This is a genomic window from Flagellimonas sp. (assembly GCF_965215805.1).
Classification (GTDB): Bacteria; Bacteroidota; Bacteroidia; order Flavobacteriales; family Flavobacteriaceae; genus Flagellimonas.
The window spans coordinates 4,193,201-4,215,957 of sequence record NZ_OZ244124.1 but is presented as its reverse complement, the minus strand read 5'-3'; the positions used below and the strand labels follow the sequence as shown (position 1 = coordinate 4,215,957).

Genomic DNA, 22,757 nt, shown 5'->3' with positions numbered 1-22,757 from the left:
GTCCTTAAGGAAAATCAGTTCATGTGCAAGCGATAGCTTTATTATGAAAATAGAACATTTAGTTTCCCAAATCCATAAAAAAAACTCCTTCCTATGCGTGGGCTTGGATACAGATCTGGATAAGATTCCAAAACATTTGCTGTCCCAAGAAGACCCAATCTTTGCTTTCAATAAGTCAATAATTGATGCTACCCATGAATACTGCGTGGCCTATAAGCCCAACATTGCGTTTTATGAGGCCTATGGACTGGAAGGGTGGAAGTCCTTGGAACGGACGATGGACTATCTAAATGAGCACTATCCTGAAATGTTTACCATTGCCGATGCCAAGCGGGGTGACATTGGGAATACATCCACCAGATATGCCAAAGCTTTTTTTGAAACCCTAAACTTTGATTCCATTACCATAGCACCTTATATGGGTAGGGATTCCGTTGAACCCTTTTTGGCATTTCAGGATAAGCATACCATTTTATTGGCATTGACCTCCAATCAGGGAGCTTATGATTTTCAGACCCAAAAAATTGAGGGTAGAGAGTTGTACAAGACAGTTTTAGAGGTTTCCAAAGAGTATAAAAATGCCGAGAACTTGATGTATGTTGTAGGGGCCACCAAGGCAGAATTCCTAAAAGAAATTAGGGAGATAATTCCGAAACAATTTTTATTGGTTCCTGGGGTAGGGGCGCAAGGAGGGAGCTTGCAAGAAGTTTGTAAGTATGGGATGGCGTCCAATGTGGGGCTCTTGGTAAATTCCTCCAGGGGAATTCTATATGCATCCCAAGATGAAGATTTTGCGGACAAAGCTGCAATCCAAGCCAAGTCTATTCAACAAGACATGGAGGTTGAACTGCAAAGGCTAAATGGCGTCTAGGCCAATTGCTCAAGTACTTTTTTGATACTTTGGGCCTTGCGCTTAAAAAACTCACCCAAGTTGGTATTGATGTAGGCCGCATCCGCTGCCATTTCAATAAACTTCTGATACCTAAATTCCAAGACTGTAATAGCTTGGTTTCCGCTTGTAATCGGGGTCACTGCCCCAACTCTGCAATACTGATTTTTCATTTTTAAGATTTGTTATAACAAAGATACGTTCAAAAACGGCCTTTAGATCATCATATTAACAGGTATTCACCTATAAATCAGGTACTTTATCTAAAATTTAACATGGAGGTAAAGGAAGACCCGCTATTTGTATACTTCGTTGGCTAAATTTTAACGTATTTTGACCATGATCATTTAACAACTCAAACCCAATAAGATGCAACTAAAGAACTATTTGATGGTATTTGCCCTACTAGCCATTGGCCATGTATCCGCACAAAATGCCGACTCCTGTAACTGCTGCACCGAAAATCACAAGGCTTTTGATTTTTGGATTGGAGAATGGACAGTCTCCAATGCCACCAACGGAAATCCGGCTGGAAAAAGCAAGATTTCCCAAGAGGAAGGGGGATGTGTCATTCGCGAAAACTGGACCAGTGCTACTTCTGGTTATACCGGAACCAGTCTTAACTTTTACAATGCAGCAAAGGAAAGGTGGGAACAACTTTGGATAGATAACAGCGGAGCATATCTAAAACTTAAAGGAAAAAGAATGGGAAATCAGATGATTCTTTCGTCAGATCCTTTTGATAGGGATGGAAAAATGCTCACCAATCGAATCACCTGGACGGCCAATGAAGATGGAACGGTAAGACAACTCTGGGAAATCCTGGAGGGCGACAAGGTGGTAAATACAGCTTTTGATGGGATATATAAAAAAGAATAAACAGCCCAAAGCGTGATTGATGACTAATTCAAATGTGTACCTAATGAGACCTTTTGGGAGGTTGTTTGCCAGGACTGTTTATTACATTAAAGTTGGCAAACTGTAGTTCACTTTAGGCTAAATCTGATAAACCTTTACCTTCCCCGATTTAAGATTACTCGGTATTTAGATTCGCAAAATACTCTTCTGGTATTGCGAGGGTGTAAGTTGAGTGTCTTTTTTGAAAGCTTTGTTAAAGGTTACCTTGTTATTATAACCCACTTCATACGCCACATTAATAATATTGAGTCTTCGGGACTTGTCTTCCACTAAAAGTTGTTTTGCTTCCCTAATGCGATACATGTTGACAAACTCGTGGAAGCTAACATTGAAGTGCTCATTAATGATTTGGGAGGTATTATGTCGGGTGGTATTGAGTTTTTGAGCCACCATGTCCAAACTAATATTGTTTTCCTTGTAAATTCTTTCGTGGGTAAACAAGTAAATCAGGTTTTCCTTGAGTTCCAATGAAAGGCTGGGTGTGAGCCCGGATTTTTCATATTTTGGGAACAGACGGTTGGTGTAATCGTATGCACCGCTGAAGACATCCGGTTGAATGTTTGCCGAATAACCCACGTACAGTACCATTAATGCCATTGAGGCCGCGGAGATATCGAACAAAAGTCCAGAAGAAATTTCATTGGCGATCAAAAATCCATAAGCGGTATAGGTGATCACATAAAGAATATGGATGTGATAAACATTTTTTTGCCAAATCTGATTTTTAGATTGCAAGAGTTTTTCACGCTTCCCACGCCTGTACACTTTACCGATAAAGTAACCGTAGACCGTCAAGGAAAGAATTTTTAGGGCTACCAATAAGACAAGTTTGGACGAATCCTGGGGATTTAGACCGTGCTGTACCCTTGATAGCATCCATTGAATTTTGGTTTCGCAAGTATACGCGTATACTGTGAAGCTCAAATAGCCTATCAGTATAACTGTAGGTATCAAATGGAGCAGGTCCCGGGTTTTGAACCGATACTTTTGAATGGTGGACTTGAAATAAAGGTATAGCAGGGGACCATAGAGAAACGAGGCCCAGGTGGACATTAGATAGGTATGTGGATACTGAAAATAGTAGTTAGACCGATTTATGGCAATGTGCAGGATAAAAAACGAATGCAGAAAAATAAAGGTGGCTATCAGAAACCTGGATGGTTTGTGTATTTGCTGGTTGAAACAAATTAAGAAGACCACATAAAAGCCGATAAGGGCCACAAACAAGTATATCAGGGACCATGAAGTTACCTTCGGAATCACCTTTTCCGAAATATCCTTGAACTCTTCGGTTTTTCTAATGGGGTCAAATCCCTCGTTTAGTAGAAAATTGGGATTGAATTCTACTTGGAGATATTCATTAAGCGTATACGTGGATTCTTCTGGATGCTCCAAAGCTGCCTCACTTAGCGCAATTCTCTTAAGCACATGGGTCTTTTCAGCAGTATCGTTATCCAGGTTTTTTTCATAGATGGATAAAGCCTTTTTATATCTATGAATATTGTAGTAGTAATCTGCCCATTCCAAGGAATCCTGAAGGGCCAAGTGAAGCGGAGTTCGGGTTAAATTGGAGGTGTTGCCGTTCAGGTTCGCCAAGCATGAGGTGCATGACACAACAACCAGAAATGCAAAGAAGCCCAACCGTCCCATGAGTTGATTAGTGAATTAGCCTTCCTTGAAGTTATTAAATAAGTAAACTTGAAATGTTAAAAAAAACTAAAAACCGTAAGTCCCGATAATAGTTTACCTTTTGTAACTGCATTTGAATTAGGTTTTTACCACGAAAAAATACCCTGATTTATTGGGTCCATCCAAAATGAAAAAACCGGTGCATGCACCGGTTTAAACTAACTAACTCAAAAAAATGCTAACTCAGATAACTTGCTACAAAACTCTTTTTTAACCTTTGAACCTAGGTTAATTTAACTTTAGGATTTTGTTAAAATTGTTTTCATAGTGTTGTTATAGTAACGATAAATGACAAAACTTATTGCATTATTATGAAAATTTTAGCATTAATCTTGCAAAGCAAATACCTTTTTTAACAATTCTGTGGTTCTGGATGAAATATTTGTGCGAATTTTCTTTTCTTCAACCGCAATCATAGTGTACACTCCTTCCAATGCTTCCTTGGTGGTGTAATCCGTTAAATCAGGATTTACGTCAGTGGTAAGGGGTAGGCTGTTGTATTTGGTAATAATGTTTCTCCAAATTTCATCCGCACCAACTTTTTTAAAGGACTGCTCAATTACCGGATTGAATTTGTTGTATAATTTGGTTGAAGTTGAGCCTTCCAAAAAGGCGGTAGCCGCATTATCCGCACCCAACAAAATCTTACGGGCATCCTCAAAACTAATCCCCTTGACCGCATCCACAAAAATGGGAATGGATTTATCCACGGCGTCTTCCGCTGCACGGTTGATGACGCGCAAACCTTCATCGGCCAAATTTCCCAATCCCACATCACGTAGGGCTTTGTCCACTTTTTTAAGCTCTTCCGGAAGTAAAATCTTCACCAATTCATTTTTGAAAAACCCGTCCATCGAGGCTAATTTGTTGACCTGTTTTTCAATCCCTTGATTTAAGGCTTCCTTGAGAGCTTGGGCTATCTCGGCATTACCTACGGTTCCCTGCGGAAGTTGGTTTACAACTTGTTGAAGTTCTGTGCACCCAACCAATTGAAATAGCAGTACGCACAACAATAATCGTTTCATGTTTCAGTGTTTTATAGTTGAAGTTAAGTTACAGCTAAACTTCTATAAATCAAGTGGAATAAAACAATTTATGAAAAAATCACTGTCTTGTTATTGTAGACAATGGTTTTTCGGGCTACATGCAGATGGACCGCCCTGGACAATACAATTTTTTCAAGATCTCGGCCTTTGGCAATGAAATCCTTTATGGAATGGGAATGTGATACCGTGGTAACGTCCTGCTCAATAATAGGGCCCGCATCCAACTCTTCCGTTACATAGTGGCTGGTAGCACCAATAATCTTTACCCCTCTTTCAAATGCGGCATGGTAGGGTTTGGCCCCTGCAAAAGCAGGTAAAAATGAATGGTGGATGTTTATAATTTTATGGGGAAAAACGTCAATTACTTTCGGAGACACAATCTGCATGTAACGGGCAAGCACGATAAAATCAACCTTATGCTGCTTTAAAAGTTGCAGTTGCTCTTCTTCCGCACTTTCCCTAATGTCTTTGTTGAAGGGTACATGAAAGTAGGGGATATCAAACTGATCCGCTATGTAAGCCAAATCTGGATGGTTACTTAAAATAAATGGGATTTCCACTTGGAGCTCACCAGAATTATAACGGCTTAATAGATCATATAAACAGTGGTTGTATTTGGAAACAAAAATGGCCATTTTGGGTTTTATCCCATCTTCATAAATACCCCATTGCATTTGATAGCTTTGGGCCAATTCCCCATCAAAGTTGCTTTTAAACTTGGGTACATCAATACCCTGTTCAAATTCACTCTCCAAACGCATAAAGAACACCCCTGCTTCTTTGTCCACATGTTGGTCCAAATAAATAATGTTGCCCTTTTTCTTGTGGATGAATCGGGTTACGGAACTTATAATGCCTGGTTGGTCGGCGCAGTGAATAAGTATGGTAAGCTTCATGCTCTTGTATTAACCCGATAAAATTATGATATTCAGAAAAAGCAAGCCTTATGTCCTTGAATTTTTATAAAATTCGAAACAAAATCGATTTTAGCCTGCATTTTCTGTAAATTGCAGGGCAAATAATGAGCCTTTATTGCTAATGAAACAATTGAAGCCATACAGACCTAAAAATAAAGTGAGAATTGTGACCGCAGCTTCGCTGTTCGATGGACATGATGCCGCAATTAACATTATGCGGAGGATTATACAGTCCACTGGGGTTGAAGTCATCCATTTGGGCCACGACAGGAGTGTGGCCGAAGTAGTGGATTGCGCTATTCAGGAAGATGCAAATGCCATTGCAATGACTTCCTACCAGGGAGGTCACAATGAATATTTTAGGTATATGTATGATTTGCTCAATGAACGCGGAGCAGGGCACATCAAGATTTTTGGCGGTGGCGGCGGGGTAATCCTTCCCTCGGAAATTGAAGCCCTTATGGCCTATGGTATAGAGCGGATTTACTCCCCTGATGATGGCAGGGAAATGGGGCTGCAAGGAATGATCAATGATTTGGTGGAACGATGTGATTCGCCTGTACCGGATTTGCAGATTCCCAAGGGGGAAAAGCTGGAAAAGTTGCTGGTTGACAAACAGGTAAACTCTCTGGCACGATTAATCTCACTGGCTGAAAACAGACACGACGAATTCGAAAAATACCAGCAAAAATTCACGAAATCCATCACTGAGGTTCCGGTGCTGGGAATAACAGGGACGGGCGGAGCTGGAAAATCCAGCTTGGTGGATGAACTGGTAAGGCGATTTCTAAATGATTTTGAGGACAAGCACATCGGAATCATTTCTGTAGATCCGTCCAAACGAAAAACTGGAGGTGCATTGCTCGGTGACCGAATACGAATGAATGCCATTAGCAACGAGCGGGTATATATGCGATCCCTGGCCACCAGACAATCCAATCTTGCCTTGTCCAAGCATGTGGCAGAGGCCGTACAAGTACTAATGGCCGCCCAGTTTGATTTGATTATTTTGGAAACTTCGGGAATTGGACAATCCGATACCGAAATCTTGGAACATAGTGATGTTTCCCTTTATGTGATGACCCCAGAATTTGGGGCGGCTACCCAATTGGAAAAAATTGACATGCTCGATTTTGCTGACGTTGTTGCCATCAACAAGTTTGACAAAAGAGGGGCCTTGGATGCCCTAAGGGATGTTAAAAAACAATACATGCGCAACCATGGGTTATGGGACACCAAAGACGATGACCTTCCTATTTATGGAACAATAGCTTCCCAATTTAATGACCCTGGGATGAATCAGTTGTACAAGGTGGTAATGGATACTTTGGTTACCAAAACAAATGCCACACTAAAATCCAACTGGACTGTTTCGGATGAAATGTCCGAGAAGATTTTTGTAATACCTCCTGCGCGAACCCGATATCTGTCAGAAATTGCTGAGAATAACCGCTCTTATGATCGTCGAGTTGCGTCCCAAACCAAAATAGCCCAAAAGCTATATGGCATTTTCCTCACCTTGACTTCAATTCTTGAGTTGGATGAAAATGAGGCTTATGCCAGTCTACTTTCTAAAACCGGCATGGATGAAGCTAGGGTTCATTCATATCTAAAAAATGAAAAGGACAAAGATTTTGTTGCCCTTCTGATCAAGGAATTTGATAAGGTAAAAATGAACTTGGATCCCCATAATTGGGAAATCCTTCTGCAATGGCAAAACAAAGTCAATCGATACAAATCTGATACCTATTCTTTTGATGTAAGAGGTAAGGAAGTAAAGATCAAGACCCATACCACTTCGTTGTCCGCCAGTCAGATTCCGAAGGTGGCATTGCCCAAATACAAGGCTTGGGGCGACATTTTAAACTGGAATCTGCAGGAGAATGTACCAGGAGAGTTTCCGTTTACCTCCGGCTTGTATCCGTTTAAGCGGGAGGGAGAGGATCCAACCCGAATGTTTGCTGGGGAAGGTGGCCCAGAGCGAACCAATCGCCGGTTCCACTACGTTAGTTTGGATATGCCTGCCAAACGACTTTCAACCGCTTTTGATTCTGTGACTTTGTACGGAAGTGATCCCGATTACAGGCCTGATATTTATGGGAAAATTGGGAATGCGGGGGTTTCCATTTGTTGTTTGGATGATGCCAAGAAATTGTACTCTGGATTCGATTTGAGTGACCCAATGACCTCGGTCAGTATGACCATCAATGGCCCAGCTCCCATGCTTTTGGCCTTTTTTATGAATGCTGCCATTGACCAAAATTGCGAGAAATACATCAAGCAAAATGGGTTGGAGAAAGAAGTGGAGCAAAAGCTTGGGAAGATCTTTACGGAAAAGAAAATGGTCAGACCCCAATATACAGGGGAACTTCCAGAGGGCAACAACGGGTTGGGATTAATGCTGCTGGGCGTCACAGGAGATGAAGTACTGCCCAAAGATGTTTATGATAAGATAAAATTGGAAACCCTGGGTCAGGTTAGAGGTACAGTGCAAGCTGATATCTTGAAGGAGGACCAAGCGCAAAATACCTGCATCTTTTCCACGGAATTTGCCTTGCGCCTTATGGGTGACGTCCAAGCGTATTTTATTGCCAACCAAGTGCGCAATTTTTATTCTGTATCCATTTCCGGTTACCATATCGCAGAAGCTGGGGCCAACCCAATCACCCAATTGGCATTTACATTGTCCAATGGTTTTACGTATGTGGAATATTACTTGAGCAGGGGAATGGACATTGACCAATTTGGCCCGAACCTGTCTTTTTTCTTTTCCAACGGAGTAGATCCTGAATATGCGGTAATTGGTAGAGTGGCTCGTAGAATCTGGGCCAAGGCCATGAAAGAAAAATACGGGGCCAATCCAAGGGCTCAGATGTTAAAATATCATATTCAAACTTCTGGAAGAAGCCTGCATGCCCAAGAAATCGATTTCAATGATATTAGGACTACCCTGCAAGCGCTTTATGCCATTTACGATAACTGCAATTCCTTGCATACCAACGCCTACGATGAGGCCATAACCACACCAACCGAGGAATCCGTTAGGCGGGCCATGGCCATACAGCTGATTATCAATAAGGAATTGGGCTTGGCCAAAAATGAAAACCCCATGCAAGGCTCGTTCATTATTGAGGAATTAACCGATTTGGTAGAAGAAGCCGTGCTATTGGAATTTGACCGAATCACAGAACGTGGCGGGGTATTGGGCGCCATGGAAACCATGTACCAACGTTCCAAGATTCAGGAAGAAAGTTTGCATTATGAAACTTTGAAGCATACAGGGGAGTATCCCATTATTGGGGTGAATACCTTCCTGAGCTCCAAGGGTTCGCCTACGGTGTTACCAGCTGAAGTCATCAGGGCGACCGAAGGGGAAAAGCAAAATCAAATCAAAACCCTTGAAAATCTACACAAAGGAAACAAGGAAAGAGCAAATCACTTATTGAAAGAGCTGCAGCAAACCGCAATCAGGAATGAGAACATTTTTGGGCAATTGATGGAAGTGGCCAAAGCATGTTCCTTGGGTCAGATAACCAATGCCCTGTTTCAAGTGGGAGGTCAATACCGACGGAATATGTAATGTTGGATTTTGTTAGTCGTTTCCGTTTTGGAAAGATTTTCGCCACTTTTTAAAGGAAACCCTAAAGATTTTGATTTCCCTTCGCAAAAGATTCAGATATTCTTTTTCCTTGACACCATCCCGCTCCAAGCCATTGCAATAGGCCAAGATGTTCTTGGTCATCACATTGATGAAACTAAGACTTCTCATTCGTGAGGCGTATGAGTTGCTGAGCGCAACATGTTCTACCTCCTTGGTGATTTGAACCGCATCGGTCATTAGGGATTGCATCACATCGTCACGGAAACTTCCAATTTTCCTAAATGATAGCAAATCCTTGTTGTACGAAAAATAATGGGCAACGGCCTCACTCAAGTCACGAAGGGCCAAAGATTTACGATATACTCCAAGAGAATTTAAAGAATTTTTCTCCATTTTTTCAAAAGCAATTTTCTCCTATAAAATTACATATCAAAAAGATAACTTAACTTTGGATTCAAAAGCTTGATGACCAATTCGCTTTGGTTTGTTAAATTTTTTCATTTTATGCTTTACATATGAAAATAGATGATTTAAACTGGCAAATTTTAGCATGTTTACAGGAAAATGCCAGGGAAACTTTTGCCAATATTGGTCGCAAAATTGGCCTCACGCCCCCAGCGGTGGCGGAGCGGGTCAAGAAGATGGAAGATGTTGGGGTAATCGAGGGATACGAAACCAAGGTATCCTATGCTTTGGCGGGACATCAGCTTAAGGCGATTATCATGCTCAGGGCCTTCGTTGGGAAATTGAAGCCCTTTTTAAACCAGGTGGATAACTTTCAGGAAGTGGTCAATTGTTACCGTATAACCGGAAACGAAAATATCATCATGGAAGTTGTGCTTAAGGATCAGGCCCATTTGGAAAAGTTCATAGACCAGCTCATTGTTTATGGGGAATGCCGTACACATATTGTATTGTCCGATGTAATTTCCAATGCCCCGATCAAAAACGGTAAGGTTTACTGATCATTTTCGATTATTTTTAAGTGACCAAAAAATATTCCCGTTTTGGCGGGGTTTTTGTTGTGAAAGGAATATGAAAAAAAATCTCGCTATACTTTTTCTTGCCACTTGTGTTGCGCAGGGTGTTTTTTCCCAACAAATGGTACTGAAAAAGGGAACCATTTTGGAAGCGCTCCCAGTAAACGATTCCATATCTGAAACCTTCTCCCTGTATTTGCCCACTTCATTTTCCACGGATAAAACATGGCCACTGTTAGTTGTGTTTGATTTAGACGGTAAAGAGATCCAAGCACTCTCCATGTTCGTGCATGCCGCTGAAGAAGAAGGCTATGTACTGGCTGCACCCCAAGTAAGGGATACGGCTTCCTTGGCCGATAACATGGTGAAAACTACCCAAACGGTGCAAAAGGTAATGGATTTGTTGCCCATTCAGAAATCGAGGATTTATACGGCGGGAGCGGGATCTGGTGGTAGGTATGCCAATTTGGTCCCCATTTTATCCAAAGATGTGAGCGGGGCAATTTCCATTGGGGCCAGCATTACCAATACAGAGTTGTTGAGCATCAGACGTCCATTTCATTTTATTGGGATAGTGAATAAAAAGGACTATAACTATCCAGGCTTGCTGTCTGTAAAAAAGATCTTGGATCGGTATAGATTTCCCAATCAAGTATTGATACATCCTGGGGATAAATTGTGGCCTGATCCATCTTATCTTAAAAGGTCCTTGAGATTGTTTACGCTGGCTGCTATGCGCAAACAGTTGGTGGCTAGGGACTCTTCATATATTGACGGATCTTATCAGAGCGATGTGACCCATGCGGGACGGTTAAAAAATTCCCTGAAGCTCTTATTGGCGGAACAGTATTTGGGAGAGATGATGGGCGTGTATGGAGCATACAAGAACTTGGACTCCTTGAGAATGGTGCAGCGGGACATTCGAAGGAATAAAATGTACCGAAGTATGAAGAGGTCCGAAAGTGCAGCCTTTTTAAAGGAATCCTTACTTAAAGAAGATTACCTGTATTATATGGAGGAAGACTTGTTGGCCTATAATTTCAACAATTTGGGATGGTGGAATTTTCAAAGAAGTGAAATCAACAAATTCATTGAAGGTTCCAATAAAGCTGAAAAGGATATGGGGCATCGGTTGTTGGGATACATCAATGCCTTGGCAGAAGATAATATTGATATTGTGCAATCCGAGGATTTGATTGATGAGGATGCTTTGGCCTTCCTTTTTATGCTGAAGACCATCTTGGAACCTGATAATTTCGACTTCTATATGAAGATTATTTCCTTGAGTTCCAAAAACGAGGATTTTGGCACTGCCTTATTCTACTTGGAGGAAGCATTTAAAAGGGGCTTTAGTGATAAGGAAACCTTATACGGCTTGGAACATACCGCCTTGCTTCGCATCAACCCAAAATTCAATAAGTTGGTATCTGAGTATTTAAAGGACGCCCGATACAACATCAAGGAGCAATAAATCTGGGAACATCTTCCAAGTTCCAATCAATTACCAATCCTCCGGCAATAGATTCCGCAATTTCTTTTCCGTACAAATATTCGCAGAGATAAAGGGCCGCTTCAAAACTTTTGGCTCCTCCGGCAGATGTGATGTATTTCCCGTCATGCACAAAAAGGACGCTGTCCTTAACATTTAAATGGGGAAACATGGTCTTGTATTTGCCAATATCGCTGGGAAAAGTAGTGGATGCAACTTTGTCCAGGATCCCTGCCTTTGCCAACACAAAGGCACCATCGCAGTGGGAAGTGACAAATTGGGCATTCTGGTTCGTTTTCTTTACAAAATCAAGCATGACGGTATCTTCCAGGTCGGTGTCCAAGTGGTGTTCGGCGCTAGGTACCACCAATATGTCGATGTTTGGAATGGAATCCCTGGTGTAATCAAAATCTGGGAGAATCCGAACCCCTTCAAAAGATGTAATTGGATCTAGGGTGTTGGCCACGGTAAAAGTATTCATGGCCTTGATGTTTTTGCGGTATTGAGTGTGCTGAAAAATATCATACGGAGCTGTAAACTCGGTATTGTAGACCCCGTCCATAATCAAGAATGCGACATTGTACCGATCAGCCTCAAGTTTTGGGAAAACCCGGTTTGCCGGTTCAGCAGTCAAATTGGATTCCTTTCTTTCCCCACAGGAAAAAAAGACAGCGGAGAGGCAAAGTACCACGAGGATTCTGGTCATATCTGAATACATTTTGAATTAGAAGGAATGCTAAGGTACTATTCAAATAGATTTCCGCTACTTTTACAGCAAAAAAAATAGGAGGATGAGATATTTGGTGCTTCTTGCGTGCTGTTTGGTGATGGCCTGCAAGTCGGATAAAAAATACCATGGGGAAGTCAAAGAAGTTACAACGGAATCCAACTTGGTTCAGGATATTCTTGATTTTCAGAAGGGGTTAAATGCCTCTTTTAGAAATCCTGAGAGCTCACCTTTACCCGATCGGTACCGAAAAGATTTTAATGGGTTGGATTTTTATGAACCGGACACCACCTATATCGTCCATGCCAAATTGGAGCGCACACCGGAAGCCATTCCTTTTTTGATGAAGACCACAACCAACGACCATAGAAATGAAGTGGTGTATGGTATCGCCCATTTTGAACTTCATGGTACGCCATACCAGTTGGAGATTTATCAAAGTATGGACGAACCTGATGAGGGATTGGAGGATTACCTGTTCCTGCCATTTTTGGATAATACCAACGGCAATGAAACCTACGGAGGTGGACGTTATATCGATTTAACGATTCCCAAGGGGGATACGATTGTTATTGACTTCAACAAGGCGTATAATCCCTATTGTGTATACAATAAAAAGTACTCCTGCCCTCTAGTGCCAAGGCAAAATTATTTGAGAACTAATGTGAGAGCAGGAGTGAAAGACTTTGTCAAGGAATGAAAAAGCCCAACTTCCTGAGGAAGAAGGGCTTTTAAATCAAAATAGTCAGAACTTATTGTTTTCTAGAAAGAGTAGATTGCGGCAAAAAGAACGGATGCCAAACTTCCAGTGGCTTCCATGTCATTGTCTATAAAAGCATCTTCTGAGGTGCTGTCCAATCGGATTTCAGGTTTCAAAATCAAATCACCAACTGTGGCACTTCCGGTCAAGGTAACGGCAAAAACACTTCCATCGTCCGTATCGCCAGCGGCGCCAATACCGGCAACGTTGTCAAATCCGTCACTTGTTGTAAAATATTCACCTCTTAAACCAATGGTGAAGTTGTCAGAAGTGGCCAATTGTGGATAAAGGGCAACGCCAGTAAAACTTCCGCCATTGTCTTCTTGGCTAAAGTGAGCTGCGTTTACGCCCAGGAAGAAATCTTCTGATACATCGAACCCACCGGTAAAGTCAACCTCAAACCCACCTTGGCTGTACAGGAAGTTCAGGAACTGACCAGAGTAACCCAACTGGGCACCCACAGCATAGTCTCCCGTTCCGTTAAGCTCCGTCAAATCTGTCGGATTCATTACCGCCAACATGGCGCTCCAATCATTCCCTAAATCAAAGTCGGCTTTTAAACCGGTATGGCTAAAAGGACCGTAAGAGAACAAATAAGATGTGCTGTAGTTAAAGTTGGCTGCAGGTGAGATTACTTCGTATCCCAAGAAGGTGTTGAAGTTACCAAAAGTAAGGGTTACGTCCTCACTTACATTCCAATATACGTACAACTGGTTAACAATATCGCCAGTAGCAGAGTACATGGGAGAGGCAAAGATAGCGTCCGTTCCCCTTGGGCCGAACACCAAGTCTGCCACAAAACCCACCTTATCTCCTTCGTAGGCTGCTATTATATTGGCCATACCTAGCGAAAAGCCATCCAAATTGGCAAATGAAGAGCCTGGGGCAATGGCATCTTCTCCGTTGGGTGCAGTCAAGTTGGTACGGTAATAGGCGTCAACCGTTCCGCTAAATTCAAATGTAGTTTTGGCTTCTTCTTCCTCTTGTGCGAAGGTCAAAACTGGGATGCTTGCTAAAGCAATAAAAGCTATTTTTTTTATGTATTTTGTGCTGATAATCGTTTTCATAATCTTAAATATTAAGGTGCCTCAATACAGAAGCATTTATTGGTATTTAATTGAGATTTGTACAGTGAAAAAGGTTATTTAACGGAGCGTTCTGCCAAACGCTCCGTTTCCTTTTATTTTAATGTTGGTTCATTCTAAAGTCGGCATAAGCGTCCATCCCATGCTCGTGAATATCCAATCCTTGTAGCTCTTCTTTTTCGTCCACTCGGATACCAGATACCTTTTTGATGGTAAATAGAATGATAAATGCGGTTAGGGAGCAGAATGTTGCTGCAGCTCCTACACCGGCCAATTGTACCAAGAACTGGTCAAATCCGGCAAGATCGCCAAAGATTCCAACGGCAAGCGTACCCCACATACCACAGATCAAGTGAACCGCAACGGCACCTACTGGGTCATCCAATTTAAGCTTGTCAATCAAAGCAACTCCTGCTACAATGACCACACCTGCTATAAGTCCGATGATTACCGCTTCGTTGGGGGACATTTGGTCCGCACCAGCTGTAATTCCAACCAATCCACCTAAGATTCCGTTCAAGAACATGGTAAGGTCGTAGTTTTTATAGGCGAACAAAGAGGTTAGGAAAGCGGATACCCCGCCTGCTGCTGCGGCCAATGATGTGGTAACAAGCACTAGGGATGTCAATTCTGGATCTGCAGATAGAACGGAACCACCGTTGAATCCGAACCAACCCAACCAAAGAATCAAAACACCTGCTGCCGCTAGCGGAAGGTTGTGTCCTGGAATGGCCTTTGGCTTTCCATCTTCTCCAAACTTTCCGATTCTCGCACCCAAAAGGTAAATGGCGATCAATGCACCCCACCCTCCTACAGAGTGTACCAAAGTGGAACCAGCAAAATCGTAGAAACCTTCAGCTTCACCAAAAGCAAGGGAAGAAAGGAAACCACCACCCCATTGCCAAGATCCAACGATTGGGTAAACCAATCCAACATAGATAATGGTGAAAAGCATAAAGCTCTTTAGCTTTATTCTTTCAGCAACGGCTCCAGAAACAATGGTTGCCGCTGTTGCTGCAAACATGCCTTGGAAGATAAAATCGGTCCACCATGTATAGCCACCATCGGCATATTCAGGGGTCATTCCGTTTTCTGGGGCTGCGATTCCGAAGCCGGCAAACTTAAGGAAGCCTGCGTCTCCATCCTCAAATCCTGGGTACATCAAGTTAAAACCACCTATATAATATAATAGGAGTCCAACACATATAATAAATACATTCTTAAATAGAATGTTCACGGTATTCTTCTGACGAGTAAGTCCAATCTCCAAGAAAGAGAATCCAAGGTGCATAAAGAACACCAAGGCGGTACAAATCATCATCCATACGTTATTCGCTGTAAATAATCCTGCGTCCATAATCTTTAAATATTGTAGTTAAGGTTTGTTGATTAGTTAATACCGGCACTGCCGCTTTCCTTTGTTCTGATTCTGTAAGCCTCAATCACATCGGATACGAAGATTTTACCATCTCCGACATTTCCTGTTGATGCTGATTCAAGAAGGGTGTTTACGGTACGCTCCAGAAAACTATCCGATACCACAATAACCAAGTACCTCCTCTGAATGTCCGAAGTACTGTAAGAGATACCACGATACACGTGGCCTTGTTTCTCATTTCCAACTCCTGTTACATCCCAGTAACTAAAGAAGTTGACCTCAATCCCATGAAGTGCTTTTTTCACCTCGTCGAATTTGGATTTTCTAATAATTGCCTCGACTTTTTTCATAATTAAGTAGTTAATTGATGAGCCAAATATATGTTAAAACATTACTAACCCCTCAAAATGATGGGGTATATCACCAATTTTTATAATTATTAAAAAAATACCCCTATAAAATTAGGGGTACTCAATTTTAAAGTAAGTTTTATTCAACTATTGATGACTTTTTCTTAATACAAAGCCCAAAAACTTTAATATTTTATACGGAATAGGGGTTTTTCCGATAGAATTGTTCGGAAACCAACAAAAGTGATTGAAATTTTAAAAGAATATAACTAATCCAAAAATTTGGATAGCCATAGGCCAAGTGCAATGGCCAATATCCCCACAATTATGCTACTGAGGGTGTACAGTGAAAAGTGAAAAAGCTCGCTGTTTTTTATTAGGGTGTGCTTTTCAAAGGCAAAAGCGGAGAATGTGGTGAATCCGCCACAAAATCCAGTGGCTAGAAATAAAGTGTTGTTGGAGGTGAGTAAATTGTTCTTTGCAGAAAACCCCAGGATAATACCAATAAGTAGACAGCCAACAATGTTGACCAAGAAAGTCCCTAAGAAAAAATTGTGAAATACAACATTAAGCGGCTTGGAAATCACATAGCGCAATGCACTACCTAAACCACCGCCCAAAAAAACAAGAAGAACCTGTTTCATACCTTAAAGGTACAAACTAAACAGCTTTCTTTAAATCGGTCTCGGACTGTTCGTGGGGGAGGATTTTTCTAATCGAAGTTTCCGAAATCTTCTGAATTGGTTTTCTAAACCTTTCGCTGGCCCCATTTACGCTAAAAATCAAAAGAATTGCGTTTACTGCTAGCAAAATGAATAGGAGGCTGAAAAATGTTACCATTTGTCTTTACTAATCAGGTACATTGCAAAAGTACGTCTTTTCCTATAGGAGCGATACTTTAGTCTGATTAAAGTTGTAAACAATGCCATTTTTGTTGTGAAATCAAAAAAGCTGTTAATTTTTAAGAAAGTACTTAATCAAAAACAGGATAATTATGAAGATTACAAAAGTGGCCAGCACCCATTGAACCCCTTTATAGTTTTTTCGATGCCATGACTTATCCTTTTTATATGTGAAGGCGATTACAAATACAAAAGCAATGAAAAAGAGTACGGCAAAAATTAATTGTCCGGTGCTTAACATATTGTTTATTTTTATGCAAAGCTAAATCAAAAGAAAGTAATGCAAAGCAAAATTAAAGCGGTGGAACTGTTCCATAATTCGTTCGGACTTGGAGTACAACAGCAACCACAGGCCAATCTTGGTGCAGAAAAAAACAAACTGCGCTTCAACCTAATGGATGAGGAAAACAAAGAATATTTGGAAGCAGCCAATGATGGGGATTTGGTGGAAGTGGCTGATGCCTTGGGAGATATGCTCTATATTTTATGCGGAACTATTTTGGAACATGGCATGCAGCACAAGATTGAGGAAGTCTTTAATGAAATCCAACGCAGCAATATGAGCAAATTGGGCGAGGATGGCAATCCTATTTACAGGGAAGATGGAAAAGTGCTGAAAGGGCCCAACTACTTTAAACCCGATATTGAAGGAATATTAAACAACTAAAAAAAGCGCCTTATGGCGCTTTTCTTTTTTAATCTACTGGATATCTCCAGTCAAATTTGTCCTCAATCCGATTGTATTGGATATCCGTGATATATTGTTTCAATTGGGAAGCATAACTCTGTTCCAAGTCCGGTAGTTCATAATCAGTTCCTTGATAACCAAAAGCGGCAATGGGAGATACAACCGCAGCCGTCCCCGCACCGAACATTTCCTTAAGGCTTCCATTTTTGGCAGCTTCCACTACTTCAGAAACCGTAATTTTTCGAACCTCTGTTGCTATACCTTGGTCCTCTGCAATTTGCAAGATGCTTTTACGGGTAATTCCATCCAAGATGCGATCGCTGGTAGGGCCGGTGATCAAGGTGTCGTTAATACGGACAAAAATGTTCATGGCGCCGGCTTCCTCAATATACTCGTGAGTATTATCATCTGTCCAGATAACTTGCTGGTACCCTTTTTCAACTGCCAGCTGGGTAGGATAGAACTGTCCTGCATAATTACCCCCTGCCTTGGCATACCCAACACCACCATTGGCTGCACGGGAGTATTTCTCTTCTATCAAGACTTTTACCTTTCCAGAAAAATAGGCCCCGGATGGCGCGCAGGCTATGATAAATTTATATTCATCAGCTGGAGAGGCATGGAACCCGTTGCCAGAAGCTAGGATAAAAGGTCTTATATATAGAGAGCTTCCGGGATTTTGCGGAATCCAATCTTTTTCAACTTGTAAAAGGGTGGTCAGGCCATCCATAAAATGGGATTCTGGCAATTCAGGAATAGCCAATCTTTTGGCCGACTTGTTGAACCGCTTAAAGTTCTCCAGGGGTCTGAACAACCAAGCTTTGCCATTTTCATCCTTATAGGCTTTCATGCCCTCAAAAATGGACTGACCGTAATGGAAAATCTTGGCAGAGGGATCCAGGCTAATGGGCTGGTAAGGAATTACCTTGGGCGTTTGCCATGCACCATCCACGTAATCGCAGACTAGCATATGGTCCGTATAGACGCTTCCGAAGGAAAGGTTATCAAAATCAACATCATGGATTTTGGAAGTGTTGGCCTTTTTTACTGGGATTTTGTTTACCGTTGCCTGCATAGTTCGGGATTTAAGCCATAAAATTAGCCATTTATTGTTAGTTTTGGGTAATACCAAATTCTAATTATTGTCCTTTGTCAAGCATAACATAAAAGTTGTTGATTATGAAGTTTTTTAACATTTTAACTGTTACTTTTTCAATGATTTTCGCACTGTTCGTAAATGCTCAGGAAAATCAAGCTGGGAACTTTTATGGTGAAGAATTTCAAGTTTTGCCAAAAGTTGATACTGTTGATTTCGAAAAAACATTGGATGAAACAGGTTCCGTGCAAACCCAGTTGGTTGGAAAGATCAAAGAGGTGTGCCAAGTTAAAGGATGTTGGATGAAGGTGGCTCTGGACAACAAAAAGGAAGTTTTTGTGCGTTTTAAGGACTATGGATTTTTTGTTCCTACTGATTCAACTGATAAAGAGGTAGTTATCAATGGTGCTGCATTTGTTGCCAACACCTCTGTGGAAGATCAAAAACACTACGCGAAGGATAGTGGTGCTTCGGCAAACGAAATTGCCAAAATAACCGAGCCAAAACAAGAACTTCGTTTTGAGGCCGAAGGTGTTTTTATCCGTGGTATAAATTGAAACGTCGAATAATTGAAACTGCTGATGGTTCCAAAACCATCCATCTTGAGGATTGGAACGAGCAATATCACTCCAAGCATGGTGCCATCCAAGAAGCCTACCATGTTTTTATAGAACATGGTTTAAGGCATGTAGGCTTGCAGGATATAAGTATCTTGGAGATTGGGTTTGGTACGGGATTGAATGCTTTGATAACACTCTTGGAAGCGGAACAAAATGGAATTCAAATCAATTATGTAGGAGTGGAGGCCTATCCTGTTTCTATGGAGGAAGTTGGCGCCTTGGACTATTGTTCCCAATTGCAGGTTGATGGGCATCATGGTGTTTTTGAAAAGATGCATCTTTCCCCCTGGGAAGAGGAGGTTGCTATTGCAAAGAATTTTTGTTTACTAAAACAGCAAAAGGATTTTATGCAAATTGAAAACAGCAATTTGTTTAACCTTATCTATTTTGACGCTTTTGGAGCTAGGGTGCAACCGGAGTTATGGACGGAGGCCATTTTTTCCAAAATGTTTACCGCTCTCAAGGTTGGGGGAGTATTAGTAACATATGCAGCCAAGGGTAGTGTGCGAAGGGCAATGCAGGCTGTAGGTTTTACGGTGGAACGACTTCCAGGCCCCCCTGGAAAACGGGAAATGCTCAGGGCCACCAAAATGCTGTGAATCTTTATAGTGGCCGTAGCGGTGAAATTCATTCAACAATTCTGTTAAAGCTAAACTAATGCCTGAATATTCTGGAAGTGAAACGACTAATTTTGCATTAAAATGAACGTATGAAGGTGCTGATAACAGGTGCAACCGGTTTAGTTGGAAAGGAGATTGTTAAAGTTCTACACGAAAAAAACATCACCGTCCATTACCTGACCCGTAGTAAAAGAAAAATTCATTCAGATTCCAATTATAAAGGGTTTTACTGGGACCCCTCAACTAGGGAGCTGGATCCCAAAAGTTTGGAGGGAGTCCACACCATAATCAACCTTGCCGGAGCTACCATAGCCAACAGATGGACCAAATCCTACAAAAGAAAAATTGTGGAGAGTAGGGTGGAGAGCTTAAGAACCCTAAAAAAAGCTTTGGATAGCAGCGACATTTCGGGTATACAATCGATTATTTCCGCTTCCGCGATAGGGATTTATCCCAATTCCCTTTCCAAATTTTATGATGAAAGTGAAAAAGAAGTGGATGACAGTTTCTTGGGAACTGTTGTGGAACAATGGGAAGATGCGGCAAATGAGTTTAAGGATTTAGGTTTGAAGGTGGCCAAGATTAGAATAGGAGTGGTGCTTTCCACAAAGGGAGGAGCTTTACCCAAGATGGCTCGCCCTGTACAGATGTATTTAGGTGCGGCCTTTGGCTCTGGCGAGCAGTGGCAATCTTGGATACATATTGAGGATTTGGCGGAGATGTTTGTCTACATTATGGAAAATGGATTAAAGGGAACATTCAACGGGGTGGCCCCCAATCCCGTTACCCAGTCCAAAATGACTAAAATCCTGGGTATGGTACTTAACAAGCCCATTTGGTTGCCCAATATTCCAAAGTTTGCCATGCAGGGGCTTCTGGGGGAAATGTCTTATCTGTTGTTCGCCAGTCAGCGGGTAAGCAGCAAAAGAATAGAGAAAAAAGGCTTTGTTTTCCAATATCCCAATCTGGAACCAGCTCTAATGAACCTTTATGATAAGGAGCAAAAAGAGTCTTACCTGGTTCAGTAGAATGGGCATTGAAATTGGCTTTCCCATTGCTGCTGAATAAATTGATATCCGCCTTTGGCGGATTTTTTGGTGTTTTCTTGTGACATTTTGACATTTTTGGACAAATGGCAGTACTTTTGCCACTTCAAAAAAGAAAAAAACAAACCATATATGAGCAAGAAAAGTAAGGTTGAGGAAATGGAAGGGGAATTGAACGACTCCCAAATTGCGGAAAATCCTGAACTGAACGATGAAACCAATGAGACAACTCTTCAAGAGGAACTTTCCTTAGAGGATCAATTGCGTGAGGAATTGGCCAAGGAAAAGGATAAGTTTTTAAGGTTGTTTGCGGAGTTTGAAAACTTCAAGAAGCGTACCTCCAAGGAGCGTATGGATCTGTTTAAGACCGCTGGCCAGGAAGTCATAGTCTCCTTGTTGCCCATTTTGGATGATTTTGACCGAGCCTTGAAAGAACTTTCCAAATCTGAGGATAAGGAGATGTTCAAAGGCGTGGAGCTCATCAACAATAAATTTAGGGAAACCCTAAAAGCTAAAGGGTTGGAACAAATTGAGGTAGGTGAAGGAGATGTGTTTGATGCCGAAGTTCATGATGCCATCACCCAGATTCCTGCACCAAATAAAAAATTGAAAGGAAAAATAATCGATGTGGTTGAAAAGGGTTTCAAACTTGGAGAGCGCATCATCAGACACCCCAAAGTGGTTGTAGGTAACTAATAAGGTATGAAGGAGGACTTTTACGACATATTAGGTGTTTCCAAGGGGGCTTCTGCGGCGGAAATCAAGAAGGCGTATAGAAAAAAGGCCATTGAATTCCATCCAGATAAGAATCCAGGAGATACCAAGGCCGAGGAGATGTTCAAAAAAGCGGCCGAAGCCTATGAGGTACTGAGCGACCCTGATAAAAAAGCAAAGTACGACCAATTTGGACATGCCGCATTTGAAGGTGGTGCCGGATTTGGTGGTGGCGGAATGAACATGGACGATATCTTCAGTCAGTTTGGGGATATCTTTGGAAGTGCTTTCGGTGGCGGATTCAGCGGATTTGGCGGATTTGGTGGCGGACAACGCAGAACAAAAGGCAGCAATCTTCGTATTCGGGTAAAACTGACCTTGGAAGAGGTGGCCAATGGGGTGGAGAAAAAAGTCAAAGTGCGAAGAAAGGTCCAGGCTGAAGGGGTAACCTACAAAACCTGTACTACCTGTAATGGAACTGGACAGGTGACCAAAATCGCCAACACCATTTTGGGCCGAATGCAAACAGCTACCACCTGTACTACCTGTGGAGGTTCGGGACAAACTATTGATAACCGCCCAAGTGGAGCCGATGCACAAGGATTGGAGGTTGCCGAGGAAACTGTTTCCATCAAAATTCCACCGGGTGTTGAAGATGGCATGCAGCTAAAAGTCAGTGGTAAGGGGAATGAGGCTCCCGGCAATGGAATCCCAGGGGATTTATTGGTGGCTATTGAAACAGCGGAACATGATACTTTGAAAAGGGAAGGGGATAACCTTCATTACGATTTGTACATTAGTTTTTCGGAAGCGGTGTTGGGAAGTTCCAAAGAAATTGATGCGGTTGGAGGCAAGGTGCGCATTAAATTGGAGCCAGGAATCCAATCGGGAAAAATACTGAGATTGAGAGGAAAGGGAATCTCCAGTCTTAACGGTTATGGCAGTGGGGATTTGCTGGTTCACGTGAATGTTTGGACCCCTAAAGAGCTGAACAAAGAGCAAAAAGAGTTCTTTGAACGCATGCAAAGTGATGAAAATTTCACCCCTAAACCAGAGAAATCGGACAAGTCGTTCTTTGAAAAAGTTAAGGATATGTTCTCTTAAAGAACAGAATAAAAGTTTTCTGTTTAAATAAAAAACGTATATTTGGAACTGATGTTGGGAAACCGACATCTAATTTTCTTTTTCATAGCAATTTTTTTCCCATCCTTAGATTTTTTTAAGGGTGGGTTTTGTTTTTAG

The 22,757-nt window shown here is 41.7% G+C and carries 23 protein-coding genes; 12 read left to right on the top strand and 11 right to left on the bottom strand.

Going from position 1 to position 22,757, the window contains the following annotated elements; genetic code table 11:
- Positions 1-43: 43 nt before the first annotated feature.
- Positions 44-871 carry an orotidine-5'-phosphate decarboxylase gene (pyrF, locus tag ACOOE0_RS18760; protein WP_420400436.1) on the top strand — a complete coding sequence of 276 codons (828 nt, stop codon included), beginning with the start codon at positions 44-46 and terminating at the stop codon, positions 869-871.
- Here pyrF and ACOOE0_RS18755 read toward each other — a convergent pair.
- A complete protein-coding gene (locus ACOOE0_RS18755) occupies positions 868-1,062 on the bottom strand; it encodes a hypothetical protein (RefSeq protein ID WP_420400435.1) in 195 nt (64 codons plus the stop codon). The genes pyrF and ACOOE0_RS18755 overlap by 4 nt on opposite strands.
- Before the next feature lie 196 nt (positions 1,063-1,258).
- On the opposite strand from ACOOE0_RS18755, the gene ACOOE0_RS18750 reads away from it, so the two are divergent.
- Positions 1,259-1,768, top strand: a complete 510-nt coding sequence (locus ACOOE0_RS18750; protein ID WP_420400434.1) for a hypothetical protein — start codon at positions 1,259-1,261, stop codon at positions 1,766-1,768.
- Positions 1,769-1,933: 165 nt separating this feature from the next.
- Here ACOOE0_RS18750 and ACOOE0_RS18745 read toward each other — a convergent pair whose 3' ends face one another.
- From ACOOE0_RS18745 to purU, 3 genes are all read right to left on the bottom strand, one after another.
- Positions 1,934-3,457, bottom strand: coding sequence for a helix-turn-helix domain-containing protein (locus ACOOE0_RS18745; RefSeq protein ID WP_420400433.1), 1,524 nt, complete (start codon positions 3,455-3,457; stop codon positions 1,934-1,936).
- 365 nt (positions 3,458-3,822) lie between these two features.
- Positions 3,823-4,521, bottom strand: a complete 699-nt coding sequence (locus tag ACOOE0_RS18740) for a DUF4197 domain-containing protein (RefSeq protein WP_420400432.1) — start codon at positions 4,519-4,521, stop codon at positions 3,823-3,825.
- 68 nt (positions 4,522-4,589) lie between these two features.
- Positions 4,590-5,438, bottom strand: a complete 849-nt coding sequence (purU, locus tag ACOOE0_RS18735) for a formyltetrahydrofolate deformylase (protein WP_420400431.1) — start codon at positions 5,436-5,438, stop codon at positions 4,590-4,592.
- 142 nt (positions 5,439-5,580) lie between these two features.
- Between purU and ACOOE0_RS18730 the strand changes: the two genes are divergently transcribed.
- Positions 5,581-9,039 carry a methylmalonyl-CoA mutase family protein gene (locus ACOOE0_RS18730; RefSeq protein ID WP_420400430.1) on the top strand — a complete coding sequence of 1,153 codons (3,459 nt, stop codon included), beginning with the start codon at positions 5,581-5,583 and terminating at the stop codon, positions 9,037-9,039.
- Positions 9,040-9,051: 12 nt separating this feature from the next.
- On the opposite strand, the gene ACOOE0_RS18725 is transcribed toward ACOOE0_RS18730, so the two are convergent.
- The gene (locus tag ACOOE0_RS18725) at positions 9,052-9,453 is read right to left on the bottom strand and encodes a hypothetical protein (protein ID WP_420400429.1); all 402 of its coding nucleotides are present in this window, start codon (positions 9,451-9,453) and stop codon (positions 9,052-9,054) included.
- 122 nt (positions 9,454-9,575) lie between these two features.
- On the opposite strand from ACOOE0_RS18725, the gene ACOOE0_RS18720 reads away from it, so the two are divergent.
- Complete coding sequence (locus ACOOE0_RS18720; RefSeq protein WP_420400428.1) at positions 9,576-10,025, top strand: Lrp/AsnC family transcriptional regulator; 450 nt, start codon at positions 9,576-9,578, stop codon at positions 10,023-10,025.
- Between the two features lie 136 nt (positions 10,026-10,161).
- Positions 10,162-11,511, top strand: a complete 1,350-nt coding sequence (locus ACOOE0_RS18715) for an alpha/beta hydrolase (RefSeq protein ID WP_420400427.1) — start codon at positions 10,162-10,164, stop codon at positions 11,509-11,511.
- On the opposite strand, the gene ACOOE0_RS18710 is transcribed toward ACOOE0_RS18715, so the two are convergent.
- Positions 11,498-12,235 (bottom strand): DJ-1/PfpI family protein, encoded by a 738-nt coding sequence (locus ACOOE0_RS18710; RefSeq protein WP_420400426.1) that lies wholly within the window; start codon positions 12,233-12,235, stop codon positions 11,498-11,500. The two genes, ACOOE0_RS18715 and ACOOE0_RS18710, sit on opposite strands and share 14 nt — an antisense overlap.
- An 85-nt stretch (positions 12,236-12,320) precedes the next feature.
- Between ACOOE0_RS18710 and ACOOE0_RS18705 the strand changes: the two genes are divergently transcribed.
- Positions 12,321-12,956, top strand: coding sequence for a DUF1684 domain-containing protein (locus tag ACOOE0_RS18705; protein WP_420400425.1), 636 nt, complete (start codon positions 12,321-12,323; stop codon positions 12,954-12,956).
- Between the two features lie 62 nt (positions 12,957-13,018).
- Here the strand turns inward: ACOOE0_RS18705 and ACOOE0_RS18700 are convergent, their stop codons facing one another.
- From ACOOE0_RS18700 to crcB, 4 genes are all read right to left on the bottom strand, one after another.
- Entirely contained in the window at positions 13,019-14,083 is a 1,065-nt protein-coding gene (locus tag ACOOE0_RS18700; RefSeq protein ID WP_420400424.1) for an outer membrane beta-barrel protein, read from the bottom strand.
- A gap of 118 nt (positions 14,084-14,201) precedes the next feature.
- A complete protein-coding gene (locus tag ACOOE0_RS18695; protein WP_420400423.1) occupies positions 14,202-15,458 on the bottom strand; it encodes an ammonium transporter in 1,257 nt (418 codons plus the stop codon).
- A 32-nt stretch (positions 15,459-15,490) separates the two neighbouring features.
- Positions 15,491-15,829 carry a P-II family nitrogen regulator gene (locus ACOOE0_RS18690; protein ID WP_138834565.1) on the bottom strand — a complete coding sequence of 113 codons (339 nt, stop codon included), beginning with the start codon at positions 15,827-15,829 and terminating at the stop codon, positions 15,491-15,493.
- A 269-nt stretch (positions 15,830-16,098) separates the two neighbouring features.
- A complete protein-coding gene (gene crcB, locus ACOOE0_RS18685) occupies positions 16,099-16,473 on the bottom strand; it encodes a fluoride efflux transporter CrcB (RefSeq protein WP_420400422.1) in 375 nt (124 codons plus the stop codon).
- A 538-nt stretch (positions 16,474-17,011) separates the two neighbouring features.
- Here crcB and ACOOE0_RS18680 point away from each other — a divergent pair.
- Positions 17,012-17,398 (top strand): hypothetical protein, encoded by a 387-nt coding sequence (locus tag ACOOE0_RS18680; RefSeq protein WP_420400421.1) that lies wholly within the window; start codon positions 17,012-17,014, stop codon positions 17,396-17,398.
- A gap of 28 nt (positions 17,399-17,426) precedes the next feature.
- Here the strand turns inward: ACOOE0_RS18680 and ACOOE0_RS18675 are convergent, their stop codons facing one another.
- Positions 17,427-18,494: a branched-chain amino acid aminotransferase gene (locus ACOOE0_RS18675; RefSeq protein WP_420400420.1), complete on the bottom strand. Its 1,068-nt coding sequence runs from the start codon at positions 18,492-18,494 to the stop codon at positions 17,427-17,429.
- A 140-nt stretch (positions 18,495-18,634) separates the two neighbouring features.
- Here ACOOE0_RS18675 and ACOOE0_RS18670 point away from each other — a divergent pair, with 140 nt between their 5' ends.
- From ACOOE0_RS18670 to dnaJ, 5 genes are all read left to right on the top strand, one after another.
- Positions 18,635-19,072 carry a DUF4920 domain-containing protein gene (locus ACOOE0_RS18670; RefSeq protein WP_420400419.1) on the top strand — a complete coding sequence of 146 codons (438 nt, stop codon included), beginning with the start codon at positions 18,635-18,637 and terminating at the stop codon, positions 19,070-19,072.
- The gene (gene mnmD, locus ACOOE0_RS18665; protein ID WP_420400418.1) at positions 19,069-19,734 is read left to right on the top strand and encodes a tRNA (5-methylaminomethyl-2-thiouridine)(34)-methyltransferase MnmD; all 666 of its coding nucleotides are present in this window, start codon (positions 19,069-19,071) and stop codon (positions 19,732-19,734) included. Before ACOOE0_RS18670 ends, mnmD begins: the two co-directional genes overlap by 4 nt.
- A 110-nt stretch (positions 19,735-19,844) precedes the next feature.
- On the top strand, positions 19,845-20,783 hold the full coding sequence (locus ACOOE0_RS18660) for a TIGR01777 family oxidoreductase (protein WP_420400417.1): 939 nt from the start codon (positions 19,845-19,847) through the stop codon (positions 20,781-20,783).
- 150 nt (positions 20,784-20,933) lie between these two features.
- Positions 20,934-21,497, top strand: a complete 564-nt coding sequence (locus tag ACOOE0_RS18655; RefSeq protein ID WP_420400416.1) for a nucleotide exchange factor GrpE — start codon at positions 20,934-20,936, stop codon at positions 21,495-21,497.
- Positions 21,498-21,503: 6 nt separating this feature from the next.
- Entirely contained in the window at positions 21,504-22,619 is a 1,116-nt protein-coding gene (dnaJ, locus tag ACOOE0_RS18650; protein ID WP_420400415.1) for a molecular chaperone DnaJ, read from the top strand.
- Positions 22,620-22,757: the final 138 nt, after the last annotated feature.

Excerpts from the sequence above, each read along its gene's own strand:
- ACOOE0_RS18740 (WP_420400432.1), bottom strand. The coding sequence starts at position 4,521 with ATGAAACGATTATTGTTGTGCGTACTGCTATTTCAATTGGTTGGGTGC.
- ACOOE0_RS18730 (WP_420400430.1), top strand. The coding sequence starts at position 5,581 with ATGAAACAATTGAAGCCATACAGACCTAAAAATAAAGTGAGAATTGTG.
- ACOOE0_RS18725 (WP_420400429.1), bottom strand. The coding sequence starts at position 9,453 with ATGGAGAAAAATTCTTTAAATTCTCTTGGAGTATATCGTAAATCTTTG.
- ACOOE0_RS18755 (WP_420400435.1), bottom strand. The coding sequence starts at position 1,062 with ATGAAAAATCAGTATTGCAGAGTTGGGGCAGTGACCCCGATTACAAGC.
- dnaJ (WP_420400415.1), top strand. The coding sequence starts at position 21,504 with ATGAAGGAGGACTTTTACGACATATTAGGTGTTTCCAAGGGGGCTTCT.
- ACOOE0_RS18660 (WP_420400417.1), top strand. The coding sequence starts at position 19,845 with ATGAAGGTGCTGATAACAGGTGCAACCGGTTTAGTTGGAAAGGAGATT.
- purU (WP_420400431.1), bottom strand. The coding sequence starts at position 5,438 with ATGAAGCTTACCATACTTATTCACTGCGCCGACCAACCAGGCATTATA.
- ACOOE0_RS18745 (WP_420400433.1), bottom strand. The coding sequence starts at position 3,457 with ATGGGACGGTTGGGCTTCTTTGCATTTCTGGTTGTTGTGTCATGCACC.
- ACOOE0_RS18750 (WP_420400434.1), top strand. The coding sequence starts at position 1,259 with ATGCAACTAAAGAACTATTTGATGGTATTTGCCCTACTAGCCATTGGC.
- ACOOE0_RS18720 (WP_420400428.1), top strand. The coding sequence starts at position 9,576 with ATGAAAATAGATGATTTAAACTGGCAAATTTTAGCATGTTTACAGGAA.
- ACOOE0_RS18690 (WP_138834565.1), bottom strand. The coding sequence starts at position 15,829 with ATGAAAAAAGTCGAGGCAATTATTAGAAAATCCAAATTCGACGAGGTG.
- ACOOE0_RS18705 (WP_420400425.1), top strand. The coding sequence starts at position 12,321 with ATGAGATATTTGGTGCTTCTTGCGTGCTGTTTGGTGATGGCCTGCAAG.
- ACOOE0_RS18655 (WP_420400416.1), top strand. The coding sequence starts at position 20,934 with ATGAGCAAGAAAAGTAAGGTTGAGGAAATGGAAGGGGAATTGAACGAC.
- crcB (WP_420400422.1), bottom strand. The coding sequence starts at position 16,473 with ATGAAACAGGTTCTTCTTGTTTTTTTGGGCGGTGGTTTAGGTAGTGCA.
- ACOOE0_RS18695 (WP_420400423.1), bottom strand. The coding sequence starts at position 15,458 with ATGGACGCAGGATTATTTACAGCGAATAACGTATGGATGATGATTTGT.
- ACOOE0_RS18715 (WP_420400427.1), top strand. The coding sequence starts at position 10,162 with ATGGTACTGAAAAAGGGAACCATTTTGGAAGCGCTCCCAGTAAACGAT.
- ACOOE0_RS18710 (WP_420400426.1), bottom strand. The coding sequence starts at position 12,235 with ATGACCAGAATCCTCGTGGTACTTTGCCTCTCCGCTGTCTTTTTTTCC.
- ACOOE0_RS18700 (WP_420400424.1), bottom strand. The coding sequence starts at position 14,083 with ATGAAAACGATTATCAGCACAAAATACATAAAAAAAATAGCTTTTATT.
- pyrF (WP_420400436.1), top strand. The coding sequence starts at position 44 with ATGAAAATAGAACATTTAGTTTCCCAAATCCATAAAAAAAACTCCTTC.
- ACOOE0_RS18680 (WP_420400421.1), top strand. The coding sequence starts at position 17,012 with ATGCAAAGCAAAATTAAAGCGGTGGAACTGTTCCATAATTCGTTCGGA.
- ACOOE0_RS18670 (WP_420400419.1), top strand. The coding sequence starts at position 18,635 with ATGATTTTCGCACTGTTCGTAAATGCTCAGGAAAATCAAGCTGGGAAC.
- ACOOE0_RS18675 (WP_420400420.1), bottom strand. The coding sequence starts at position 18,494 with ATGCAGGCAACGGTAAACAAAATCCCAGTAAAAAAGGCCAACACTTCC.